This is a genomic window from Eubacterium multiforme, from assembly GCF_030813415.1.
Taxonomy (GTDB): Bacteria; Bacillota; Clostridia; order Clostridiales; family Clostridiaceae; genus Clostridium; species Clostridium multiforme.
The window spans coordinates 302,893-315,195 of sequence record NZ_JAUSUF010000001.1 but is presented as its reverse complement, the minus strand read 5'-3'; the positions used below and the strand labels follow the sequence as shown (position 1 = coordinate 315,195).

The 12,303-nt window shown below is 26.7% G+C and carries 9 protein-coding genes; 7 read left to right on the top strand and 2 right to left on the bottom strand.

All coding sequences use genetic code 11. The features are described from left to right. The first annotated feature begins 5 nt into the window (after positions 1–5). The 6 genes from J2S18_RS01440 (at position 6) to J2S18_RS01415 (ending at position 7,567) form a co-directional block, all read left to right on the top strand. Complete coding sequence (locus tag J2S18_RS01440; RefSeq protein WP_307482296.1) at positions 6–1,718, top strand: ABC transporter ATP-binding protein; 1,713 nt, start codon at positions 6–8, stop codon at positions 1,716–1,718. A gap of 455 nt (positions 1,719–2,173) precedes the next feature. Continuing rightward, positions 2,174–4,663, top strand: coding sequence for a sialidase domain-containing protein (locus J2S18_RS01435; protein ID WP_307482293.1), 2,490 nt, complete (start codon positions 2,174–2,176; stop codon positions 4,661–4,663). A 20-nt stretch (positions 4,664–4,683) separates the two neighbouring features. Beyond that, positions 4,684–5,844 (top strand): cyclically-permuted mutarotase family protein, encoded by a 1,161-nt coding sequence (locus J2S18_RS01430; protein ID WP_307482290.1) that lies wholly within the window; start codon positions 4,684–4,686, stop codon positions 5,842–5,844. A gap of 297 nt (positions 5,845–6,141) precedes the next feature. Then, a complete protein-coding gene (trxA, locus tag J2S18_RS01425; RefSeq protein WP_307482287.1) occupies positions 6,142–6,456 on the top strand; it encodes a thioredoxin in 315 nt (104 codons plus the stop codon). Positions 6,457–6,468: 12 nt separating this feature from the next. Then, positions 6,469–7,323, top strand: coding sequence for an NAD(P)/FAD-dependent oxidoreductase (locus tag J2S18_RS01420; protein WP_307482284.1), 855 nt, complete (start codon positions 6,469–6,471; stop codon positions 7,321–7,323). A 112-nt stretch (positions 7,324–7,435) separates the two neighbouring features. Continuing rightward, entirely contained in the window at positions 7,436–7,567 is a 132-nt protein-coding gene (locus tag J2S18_RS01415) for a hypothetical protein (RefSeq protein WP_307482282.1), read from the top strand. 176 nt (positions 7,568–7,743) lie between these two features. Here the strand turns inward: J2S18_RS01415 and J2S18_RS01410 are convergent, their stop codons facing one another. Beyond that, a complete protein-coding gene (locus J2S18_RS01410; protein ID WP_307482279.1) occupies positions 7,744–9,315 on the bottom strand; it encodes a DEAD/DEAH box helicase in 1,572 nt (523 codons plus the stop codon). Positions 9,316–9,617: 302 nt separating this feature from the next. Here J2S18_RS01410 and J2S18_RS01405 point away from each other — a divergent pair, with 302 nt between their 5' ends. Then, positions 9,618–10,271 carry a deoxynucleoside kinase gene (locus J2S18_RS01405; RefSeq protein WP_307482277.1) on the top strand — a complete coding sequence of 218 codons (654 nt, stop codon included), beginning with the start codon at positions 9,618–9,620 and terminating at the stop codon, positions 10,269–10,271. A 64-nt stretch (positions 10,272–10,335) separates the two neighbouring features. Here J2S18_RS01405 and J2S18_RS01400 read toward each other — a convergent pair whose 3' ends face one another. Continuing rightward, a complete protein-coding gene (locus tag J2S18_RS01400) occupies positions 10,336–12,243 on the bottom strand; it encodes an NAD(+) synthase (protein ID WP_307482274.1) in 1,908 nt (635 codons plus the stop codon). Positions 12,244–12,303 lie beyond the last annotated feature (60 nt).

Sequence of the window (12,303 nt, the reverse complement as noted above, 5' to 3'; positions counted from 1 at the left end):
AGAAAATGTTAAAAAAATTTATTACTTATTATAAACCATATAAAAAGTTGTTTTTATTAGATTTACTTGCCGCATTAATTGCAGCAGGTTGTGATTTAGTATATCCATATATGACAAAAGAACTTATAAACATATCTATACCAGATAAAGATTTAAGAATGATAAGTTACTTTGGAATAACACTTATTTTAATATTTATTGTTAAAGCTATTTGTGGTTACTTTATGCAGTATTGGGGACATGTGGTTGGAGTTAGAATGCAAGGAGATATGAGAAGAGATTTATATACTCACCTTCAAAGACTTCCTAATACATACTTTGATAATAATAAAACTGGAGATATAATGTCTAGAATAGTAAATGATTTAAATGATATTTCAGAACTTGCCCATCATGGACCGGAAGATTTATTCATTTCAATTATAATGCTATTTGGTTCATTTATTATACTTGTAAATATAAACTTAATATTAACTCTTATTATATTTGCTTTTATTCCTATAATAGTTATTTTCACTTTAATTCAAAGAAAGAGAATGCATAGAGCCTTTCTTAAAACAAGGGAAGAAACAGGTTTTGTAAATGCTACACTTCAAAATAGTATTTCTGGAATTAAAGTTTCAAAGGCTTTTGTAAGTGAAAAGTATGAAATAGAAAAGTTTGAAGTTGGTAATACAAGATTTAAAAGAGCAAGAGAAAGGGCATATAAAGTTATGGCCCAGTATTTTGCAGGAGCTAATTTTTATGTTGATTTATTAAATTATGTAGTATTAATTTTAGGTGGAATTTTTACTTTATATGATAAGATTAATATTGGTGATTTTATGGCTTATGTTCTTTATATAAAGTTATTTACAGATCCAATTAAAAAATTAATAAACTTTATGGAACAATATCAAAATGGAATGAGCGGATTTAATAGATTTACTGATATTTTAAAGTTACCTAAAGAAAAGGATAAAGAAAATGCTAAGGATTTAAAGAATATTAAAGGGGATATAAAGTTTGACAATGTTCACTTTAGTTATGAAGATAAAAAAATATTAGAAGGAATTTCACTAAATATTGAGGCTGGGAAGATGGTAGCATTAGTTGGACCTTCAGGTGGAGGAAAGACAACTTTTTGTAATTTGATTCCTAGATTTTATGAAATAGATAGTGGAGATATTTTAATTGATGGAGAAAGTATTTATAATATTAAAGCTGATTCTTTAAGGAAAAATATTGGTATGGTTCAACAAGAAGTATTTTTATTTACAGGTACAATAAAAGAAAATATTCTCTATGGTAATATGGAAGCTACCGATGAAGAGATAATAAAAGCTTGTAAAATGGCAAATATTCATGACTTTATAATGGAACAAAAGGATGGATATGAAACTTATATTGGAGAGCGTGGAGTAAAGCTATCTGGTGGTCAAAAACAAAGAATATCAATAGCTAGAGTATTTTTAAAGAATCCTAAAATTTTAATATTAGATGAAGCAACATCAGCACTTGATAATACAACTGAGGCTATGATACAAAAATCATTAGATAAACTTTGTTTTGGAAGAACAACAATAGTTGTTGCCCATAGATTATCAACTATAAGAAATGCAGATGAAATAGTTGTTTTAACTGATGATGGCATTGAAGAAAAGGGTAGTCATAAGGAACTTATGGATAAAAAGGGAATTTATTATGATCTTTATACTTCAGCAATGAGAATGGATTAAAAATAATTAAATTATAGGAAAATAGACTAATTAAACTTAGTCTATTTTTTTTTTGTAAAAGAAATTTATATTATGGATAATAGATTTTATAAAATAATTATTATATTTATTTAATAATATTAGATTAATATGAAAATAATTTTCTAAATTTAAAAAATATTAAGAAAATTTAAAAAAATATGTTGAAAAATGGAAAGAAAATGTTTACAATAAAACATATAAGAAAAAGATTTTCATGAAAAATGTTAATGTACAATTTATTTTCATAAATTCTTTAGCTAGATGTATTGTATTTCATTAACTATATAATTCAAAAATGTTCTATAAATAAATCAAAAGATAATATGATTTTTAACTTAATTAAATATGTTAAAAATTATAGTTAAAAAATTCTATAAATAAAAAGTTAAATAAAAAAATATTAAATAATTTATATTTTATAGGAGGAGATAAAAATGATTTATAAAGGTGCAACATTATTAATAGCCACGTCTATGGCTATTAATGGAGGTAATTATTTTTTAACCCAAGGAAATTCTTTAAATTTAAATGACAAGGCTAGTTATAAGGAAAGTGTAGGTAGGACTGAAAAATTAAATTCTTTAGGAAATTATAAAAATGTAAATTTAGATGGTGTTAATCCTCTAAATATTACAAATGATCTAGGTAAATATAAGGATTTAGAGGAAGGTACAATTGTCGTAAGATTTAATTTAAAGGACTCGAAAATTCAAACTTTACTTGGAATAAGTAATAGTAAAACAAGAAATGGATATTTTAATTTTTACGTTACAAATTCAAAAGTTGGATTTGAAGTTAGAAATCAAAAAAATGAAGGAAATACACAAGTTGGTACAGAAAATTTAGCTCATATTTATAAAGATGCTATTTTAAATCCAGAAGAAAATACAGTTGCTTTAAAGGTTGAAAAAAATAAAGGATATAAACTTTACCTTAACGGAAAAATTATAAATGATGTTAAAGATAATAATACTAAGTTTATAAAAAATATAGCAAACTTAGATAGTGCATTTATTGGAAAAACTAAAAGGTATGGACAAGCTAATGAATATAATTTAAAAGGTAATATAGAGTTTTTAAATATTTATAAAGAGCCATTAAGTGATGAATATTTAATAAATAAAACAGGAGAAACAAAAGAAAAGGAAGAGGAACTTGTAGATGGGGCAGTTAAAACAAAGGCTGTAGATTTATTTTATAAAGGATATTTAAATTCAAATAATTATAGAATACCAGCATTATTTACTACAAAAAAAGGTACACTATTAGCTTCAATTGATGCAAGAATATCTAATGGAGCAGACTCACCTAACAATATAGATACGGCAATAAGAAGAAGTGAAGATGGAGGTAAAACTTGGAATACAGGAAAAATAATTATAGATTATCCTGATAAAGCATCTACTATAGATACAAGCTTAATTCAAGATGATGAAACAGGAAGAATATTTTTATTAGTAACTCATTTTCCTTCAGGATATGGTTTTGGAAATTCTAAAAAAGGAAATGGATTTAAAGATATTAATGGAAAGAAATATTTATGTCTTTATAATAGTTTAGGTAATGAATTTACTGTAAGGGATAATGTAGTATATGACAAAGATGGAAAGAAAACAGAGTATACAATAGATTCTAATAGTAATTTATATAAAAATAATAAAAAAATAAGTAATATAACAGCAAGTAATTCACCTTTAAAAATTTATGGAACAAGTTATATAGATATTATATATAGTGATGATGACGGAAAGACTTGGAGCTCACCTAAAAATATAAATTATGAAGTTAAGGAAAACTGGATGAAGTTTATGGGAGTAGCCCCTGGTAGAGGAATACAAATGAAGAAGGGAAAACATAAAGGAAGAATTGTATATCCTATTTACTATACTAATGAAAATAACAAACAATCTAGTGCTGTAATATATAGTGATGACCATGGAAAGACTTGGACTAGAGGAGAATCTCCAAATGATAATAGAAAAGTTAGTGGTGGAAGAGTTATAAATTCTAAAACATTAAATGATAATTCATACCAATTAACTGAGTGTCAAGCTGTTGAAATGCCAGATGGACAATTAAAATTATTTATGAGAAATTTAACTGGATATTTAAATGTTGCAACAAGTTTTGATGGAGGTGCAACTTGGGATGAAAATGTAGAAAAGGATACGGATGTTTTAGAACCATATTGTCAATTAACAGCTATAAATTATAGTGAAAAAATTGATGGAAAAGATGCTATAATTTTTGCCAATCCTGATGCCAGAGATAGATCAAATGGTACTGTTAGAATAGGGTTAATTGATAAAGTAGGAACTTATAATAATGGAGAACCTAAATATAAAATTAATTGGAAATATAAAAAACTAGTAAAGAGAGGTTATTATGCTTATTCTTGTTTATCAGAATTAAATAATGGTAATATAGGATTATTTTATGAAGGTACCCCTAATGAAGAAATGTCTTATATAGAAATGAATTTAAAATATTTAGATAGTAATTTAAATAATGTAAATAAAGAAACATTATCTAAATTATTAAGTGAAAATAAAGATACAACTGGAATGACACCAGAAAGTGTAACAAAATATAGAGAAGCAATTAATCATGGAGAAGAAATATTAAATAATGGAAGTGTTAGCAAAGAAACAATAACTAATGTAATTAAGGAAATTGAAAAGGCTAAGAATGGGTTAGAATACAGCAAATCTATATTATCAGCCAGTCCTCGAAATAATATTAAAAAAAAACTAGAAAATAAAAAAGAAATCCAGCCATTAAATTCAAAAGAATCAATAGATAAAAATGATAATGGAGATAAATTACCTAAAACAGGTATGGGAGGTAATTTATCATATTTAGGAGGTGTTTTAATTTCATTAGGTGCTTTTTTTAATATCAAAAGAAAATATACTAAGAAATAAACTTTGGAGGAATAGATAATATGAAAAAAATATTAAAATATAGTATTTTCTTAGCATTACCCCTTATTTTAGTTGGATGTGGGAATAAAGAAAAGAAAGATCAAGTTGAAAATAACAATAGTAAAATAGAGAAAATTCTTTGGACAAGTGATGGGCAGCTTTCACCTCAGAAAGGATCTGACAAAAATATAGGTACAGCTGGAATGCTTTTTGGTAAAACAAAAGATTTTATTGTTGTAGGTGGAGGAGCAAACTTCCCAGAAAAACCAGCATCAAAGGGTGGAAAGAAAAAATATTATCCTGATATATATGTATTAAAAGATGAAAATGGAAGTTTGAAGGAAGTAAACCATTCAACATTAGATTATGAAATTGGATATGGAAGTTCTATAACTGCTGACGAAGGTATATATTACATAGGAGGAAGTCCAAATAAAAAAGAAGGAGATAATGTATCTTTAATTACAACAGATAAAAATGGGAAGGTTAATTTAAAACATATTGGAGATTTACCATTTACTTTTAGTGATGGATTTGCAGTTAAAAAAGATAAGGATATTTATTTAGGACTTGGAAAGCAAAATGGAAAGGCAAGTAATAAAGTATATAAATTTAACATAGATACAAAGAAAACAGAGGAAGTAAAATCAATTCCAGGAGAAACTACTAGGAATCAACCAGTAGCTCAAATTTTAGGAGATAATATATACATATTTAGTGGTGGAGATAAAGTTGCATATACTGATGGGTATAAATATAGTATTAAGGATAATTTATGGAGTAAGGTAGCTGATGTTAAAGTTTCTAATGAAAAAATTTCTCTTTTAGGAGCAAATTCAGTAAAACTTAATAATGATGAAATTCTTGTAATTGGAGGTTTTAACAAAGAAGTATACGATAATGCAGTAAAAAATTTAACTTCATTAAAAGGCAAAAAATTATCAGATTTTAAAGAAAGTTATTTTGGAAAGGATCCTTACGAATTTAAATGGAACAATAAAATACTAATTTATAATTCAAAGGATAATACATGGAAATCAATAGGTGAAGTACCATTTAATGCTCCATGTGGAGAGGCTTTAATTTTAAATGGAAAGCATTTATATTCAATAAATGGTGAAATAAAACCTGGAACTAGAACAAATAAAATTTATTCTGGAACATTAATATACGATAAATAGATATTTAGATTAATATAATCTAAAGCTCAAATTTAAAAATGAGTATATGTTAAAAATAGTAGGAATGAAGATCTTATGAATAAAAAGAAAAATTATTATGACCTATATATATAAATAACTATAATTAATTATTAATACTATACTTAAATCCTTATTTTAACTAGAGTTTATAGAAGTTTTTTTATAAGAATAATTAAAAAATAATAGTTTAAAATAGTATTGACTAATAATATAAAAAGGTATATTATAAATAAAAAAGACATACCCCTTAGGGGTATAAAACAGGAGGAAGAAATTATGCCAAGACATATAGGAGATAATAGTTTTAATAAAGAAGTTATAGATGAAAAGGGAGTAGTTCTTGTTGACTTTTTTGCGACTTGGTGTGGACCATGTAAGATGATAGCTCCAGTTTTAGAACAATTAGAAACAGAAATGGAAGATATTAAGTTTGTAAAAATAGATGTTGATGAAAGCCCAAATGTAGCAAATAAGTATCAAATACAAAGTATACCAACATTAAAGATATTTAAAGATGGAAAAGAAGTTGATACTGTTGTAGGATTTTTACCAAAGGATCAAATAAAAGCATTAATTGAAAAGAATAAGTAAGAGGTTACTTTTATGGAAAAAAGATATGATATTGCAATAGTTGGAAGTGGACCTGCAGGTTTATCAGCAGCACTAAATGCAAAAATCAGAAATAAATCTTTTATAATTTTTGGAAGCAAAAATCTTAGTGATAAGTTAGAAAAAGCTCCAAAAGTTAATAATTACCTTGGTTTTACTTCAGGTACAGGTAAAGATCTTTTAAATGATTTTCAAAGCCATTTAGATAAAATGGGAATTGAAATTGTAAGTGAAAGAATAAATAACATATATTCTATGGGAGATTATTTCGCTTTAATGGTTAACCAAAAGATGTATGAAGCTAAATCAGTTATACTGGCAACAGGTACAGAGTACACTAAACCATTAAAGGGAGAGGAAGAATTCCTTGGAAGAGGGGTTGGATATTGTGCAACCTGTGATGCTCCACTTTATAAGGGCAAGAAAGTAACAATAATAAGTTATACAGAAGAAGGGGAAGAAGAAGCAAATTTTGTTAATGAATTAGCAGAAGAAGTTTTCTTTGTTCCAATGTATAAAGGTAATTATAAATTAGACAAAGGAATAAATATTATAGATGATAGACCTTTAGAGATTTTAGGGGATTCAAAAGTTTCTAAAATAATATTTAAAGGTGGAAAAGAGTTAGAAACAGATGGAGTATTTTTATTAAAAAATGCTGTTCCACCAACTCAATTAGTTCCAGGTCTTGAAATAGAAGATGGACACATTAAAGTAGATAGATTAATGCGTACAAATATTAAGGGATGTTTTGCAGCAGGAGATTGTGTAGGTAAGCCTTATCAATATATAAAATCTGCTGGAGAAGGCAATATTGCTGCACTTAGTGCAGTTTCATATTTGGGATAACAAGAGTGCCAGTGTATATATGTATATATCTGGCATTTTTGTAATTTATATTTGACAACTATAATATAAATAATTATAATAATAGATAAAATTAAAAAAAGGGGGGAGTTAAATGAATTATAGAGAAGTATTTATATCAAGAATAAGAAACAACTCATCTAAAAATAAATATACTAGAAAAAGTCTTTCATCATTAAATCTTAAAGATTTAAAAAGATTATCAGAAAAATTATCTTCAAAATAGAAAGGATATAAATTTTTATGTTTATAGAGGATAGGTAGGAAAGAGTAGTAATTAATTAAAAACTACTCTTTCCTTTTTTATTTTTAAATAAAATATTTATTTTAATTAAAAATAAAGAGCTGTTTTAAAGTAAATAAAATAAAAAAAGCAAGGTTTTGGTAAACCCTGCTTAAAATTTATCTTCTTTTTGTTGCTACTTCAACATTAACTCTTCTTCCGTTAAGTTTTAATCCTGAACATTTTTCAATAATTTTCTTTTGTATATCTGGTTCTACAGAAACAAAAGAGAAGTTTTCAAGTATGTCAATTTTATTTATTTTAGAACCATTTACTCTAGCTCTATCTACAATAAATTTAACAAAAGTCTTAGGTGAAAGTTTATCTCTCTTACCTATTGAGAAGAATAGTCTAACTTCTTCTGACTTTGGAGCTGTTAATGCATTTTCTTTGTAATCAAAAGACATTTCATTGTCAAATTGCATTTTTAATAATGCAGCAATGGCATCAACAGGATCAAAGTTTTCAGCTATGCTTTCAGCAAGTGGTAAATACTTTTTGTAAGCTTTCTTTTCAAGAGCACCTTCTATACTTGAATACTTATTTTGAAGTTTCTTTTCAAGTATTTCATCAACTGTAGGTATAGTTCCTTTTTCTATAATACCTTTAGTTACTTTTTTAATTTCTCTCATCATTCCATTTTCTCTTGGAGTAATGAATGAATAAGCAGTACCTTCTTTATTAGCTCTTCCTGTTCTTCCAATTCTATGAACATAACTTTCTACATCTTGAGTTAAGTCGTAGTTTATAACGTGTGTAACGCCTTCAACGTCTATTCCTCTTGCAGCAACATCAGTTGCAACTAAGAAGTTTAAAGAACCTTCTTTAAATCTTTTTAAAGTTTTCATTCTATGAACTTGAGACATATCTCCGTGCATTCCCTCAACAACATAGTTTTTGCTTTGCATTTCTTGAACTAATTCATCAACGCCTTTTTTAGTCTTACAGAATATTATAGCAATTTCTGGAGCATCAAAATCTAAAACTCTACATAATGCTTCAAATTTATTTTTATGATTAACTTCAAAATACTTTTGTTCTATCTTAGATACTGTCATAGCAACTCTTTTAATTTCTATATGCTTAGCATCTTTCTTCATGTATTTGTTAGCTAATTTCTTTATTTGAGGTGGCATTGTAGCAGAGAATAAAAGTGTTTGACGATCATCTGGAAGTTCTTCTATAACACTTTCAATATCATCTATAAATCCCATATTAAGCATTTCGTCAGCTTCATCTAATATTAGGTATTTAGCTTTGTTTAAAATAAGTTTCTTTCTTCTTATTAAATCAAGAACTCTACCAGGTGTTCCAACAACTATATCAACATGTTGGTTTAATGCCTTTATTTGCTTAGTTATTGAATCTCCACCATATACAGGTAGTACTTGTAACTTTTCATATTTAGTAAGTTTCTTAAACTCTTCATAAACTTGGATTGCAAGTTCTCTTGTAGGCGTAAGAATTAGTGCACCAACATTATTTGTTTTCTCAAAAGTATTAAGTATTGAGCAACCAAAAGCAGCAGTTTTTCCAGTTCCTGTTTGAGCTTGCCCGATTAGATCGTATCCTTCTGTAGCTAGAGGTATACTTTGAGCTTGTATTGGTGATGGTGCCTCATATCCTAAGTCAGTTATTGCCTTTAAGATACTTGGTCTTAAGTTTAAATCTTCAAATTTTATATTATTCATTAAAATTTCCCTTCATTTATATATATTTGTACCGTACATTCTATAATTAATTATTATCAACTTACTAAGTATATCTTATAGAATGGGTAATTGTAAAGGAGGATTGACATATTTAATTAAGTAATCTATTACATAATAAGTATATTTATAAATTTGAAAGAAATTTTTTCAAATAAAGAAAAATTTAATAAAAACTAAAAGTCTATTGACTAAAAAACATAAAATTTGTATTCTTATAAATAGGAAATTTTATAGAAATAGGTAAATAATCTGGAAATTTAATTTTTAAGGACAGGTGAGATATGTTGATAGTTGTTGGTGGAATGATAGGACTTGGAAAAAGTTCTGTAGCTAAAATTCTAGGAGAACATTTTAATTCAGAGGTTTTTTATGAAAGTGTAGATGACAATCCAATATTACCTCTATTTTATAGTGAATCTGAAGAAGAGATAAATAAGAAAAGGTATCCTTTTCTTTTACAATTATATTTTTTAAATACTAGATTTAAGAGCATAAAAGAAGCATTAGTGAAAAATGATAATATTTTAGATAGATCTATTTATGAAGATTGGTATTTTGCTAAAAAGAATATGGAACTTGGAAGAATTTCAGAATTAGAGATGTCAATATACGAAAATCTTTTAAATAATATGATGGAAGAATTAAAAGAATTACCAAAGAAGGCTCCAGATATAATGGTTTATTTAAAGGGATCCTTTGAAACAGTTTTAGATAGAATAAGACTAAGAGGAAGAGAATTTGAAATAGATGATGATTTAAAAGATTATTATAAGTTTTTATGGGAAGGTTATGATGAATGGGTAGAAAATTGTTATAATGCTTCTGAGGTATTAATAATAGATATGGATAAGATGGATGTAGTAAAAAATAAAGATGATAGAGAAGAGTTAGTTAAATTAGTACAAGCTAAGGTTAAAGAGGTTAGAGAAAAATAAATAAAAATTCAATAATCAAAAAAGGAGTAACTTATTTTTTAAGTTACTCCTTTTTTATTTAAATTTATTTAAAAGAATTTACTGATGCATCAGATGGCATTCTAAAGTCACCACGAGGGCTTAAAGAAATACTTCCAACTTTAGGACCATCAGGTAAGGCACTTCTCTTAAATTGTTGAGAGAAGAATCTCCAAAGGAATTTATCAAGCCATTTTTCTATTGTTTCCTTTGAGTAGTAACCTTTAAATGCATGTTCTGCTAAGAAAAGTATTCTTTCCTTTGATGAGCCATGCTTTATAAAATGATATAGGAAAAAGTCATGTAATTCATATGGCCCTACAATGTCTTCTGTTTTTTGAACTATTTCTCCAGTAGTTTTATCCTTTGGAAGAAGTTCTGGACTTACTGGAGTATCTAATATATCTAATAAAGTTTCGCATACTTTTTCAGTAGATTCATTTTCTGCAACATATTTTACTAAATATCTAACTAATGTTTTTGGAATTGATGGATTAACTGAGTACATAGACATATGGTCTCCATTATATGTACACCATCCAAGAGCTAATTCAGAAAGATCACCAGTACCAACTAATATTCCCCCTTCTTTATTAGCTATATCCATAAGAATTTGAGTTCTTTCTCTTGCTTGAACATTTTCATAAGTAACATCATGAATTTCTTTATCATGACCAATATCTTCAAAATGTCTAAGACAAGCTTTAACAATATTTATTTCTCTTAAATCACAGCCAAGTTCTTTACATAAAGTTAAAGCATTATTGTAAGTTCTATCAGTAGTTCCAAAGCCAGGCATTGTAATTGTAATTATATTTTTATTATCAATATTAAGTAATTTAAATGTTTTAACAATTACAAGAAGAGCTAAAGTTGAATCAAGACCTCCAGATATTCCAACAACAGCTTTTTTTAGATTAACATGTTCCAATCTCTTAGCTAAAGCAGAGGATTGAATGTTGAATATTTCTTTACATCTTTGTTCCATCTCTTCTTTTTTAGAAGGAACAAAGGGATGTTTGTCTATATATCTATCAAATTTATTTAAATTTACTGATTCAAAATTGAAGTTTATTATTCTTGGCATAAAAGGAGTTATTTTTGAAGAATCTCTAAAACTTACATTTTTAAGTCTTTCAGCTTTTAATCTAAATACATCAATATCTGCATATATAATTTCATTTTCCCTTTGGAATCTTTCATTTTCTTTTAATATTGTTCCATTTTCTCCTATTAATAAATGACCACTAAATAAAAGGTCTGTAGAGGATTCAAAAACACCAGCAGAAGAATATATATAAGCACAAATTGAACGAGCACTCTGATTAGCAATTAAATCTTTTCTATAATCTGCTTTAGAGACAAGCTCATTTGATGCTGACAAGTTAAAAATAATATTTGCTCCTAGTAGTGAAAGATAAGAACTTGGTGGAATTGTTACCCATAAATCTTCACATATTTCTACACCAAAATTAAAGGAATCTGATGAGAAAATTAAATCAGTTCCAAAAGGAATATTTTTTTGGAAAGGAAGATCAACTTTTTCATTAATTATTCCAATACCTTCAGAAAACCATCTTTTTTCATAAAACTCACTATAATTTGGAACAAAGGATTTTGGAACTATTCCAAGAATTTTTCCTTTAAATAAAATGTAGGCACAGTTATAAAGGGTATACCCCTTTAAAAGAGGAGCACCAACAGCTATTAACATATCTAATTTTGATGTTTCAACCATGATTTTAACTAAACCATTTAATGATTCTTTTATTAATGTATCTTGAAGGAAAAGGTCACTACAAGAATATGAAGTTATAGATAGTTCTGGAAAGACAATTGCCTTTACACCCTTTTCCTTTGCAGAATTTATACAATTTAAAATTTCAGTTACATTATATTCAATATCAGCAACTTTAGTTTTTGGACATGCTGATGCAATTTTTATAAAATCCATAAATTTATCATCTCCAATTTATATTTAGTAGTACTAATAGTCTTTACTATACATATAACA

What these genes read in the sequence shown, in the direction of transcription:
- J2S18_RS01440 (WP_307482296.1), top strand. Translation starts at nt 6, where the DNA reads ATGTTAAAAAAATTTATTACTTATTATAAACCATATAAAAAGTTGTTT.
- J2S18_RS01435 (WP_307482293.1), top strand. Translation starts at nt 2,174, where the DNA reads ATGATTTATAAAGGTGCAACATTATTAATAGCCACGTCTATGGCTATT.
- J2S18_RS01430 (WP_307482290.1), top strand. Translation starts at nt 4,684, where the DNA reads ATGAAAAAAATATTAAAATATAGTATTTTCTTAGCATTACCCCTTATT.
- trxA (WP_307482287.1), top strand. Translation starts at nt 6,142, where the DNA reads ATGCCAAGACATATAGGAGATAATAGTTTTAATAAAGAAGTTATAGAT.
- J2S18_RS01420 (WP_307482284.1), top strand. Translation starts at nt 6,469, where the DNA reads ATGGAAAAAAGATATGATATTGCAATAGTTGGAAGTGGACCTGCAGGT.
- J2S18_RS01415 (WP_307482282.1), top strand. Translation starts at nt 7,436, where the DNA reads ATGAATTATAGAGAAGTATTTATATCAAGAATAAGAAACAACTCATCT.
- J2S18_RS01410 (WP_307482279.1), bottom strand. Translation starts at nt 9,315, where the DNA reads ATGAATAATATAAAATTTGAAGATTTAAACTTAAGACCAAGTATCTTA.
- J2S18_RS01405 (WP_307482277.1), top strand. Translation starts at nt 9,618, where the DNA reads ATGTTGATAGTTGTTGGTGGAATGATAGGACTTGGAAAAAGTTCTGTA.
- J2S18_RS01400 (WP_307482274.1), bottom strand. Translation starts at nt 12,243, where the DNA reads ATGGATTTTATAAAAATTGCATCAGCATGTCCAAAAACTAAAGTTGCT.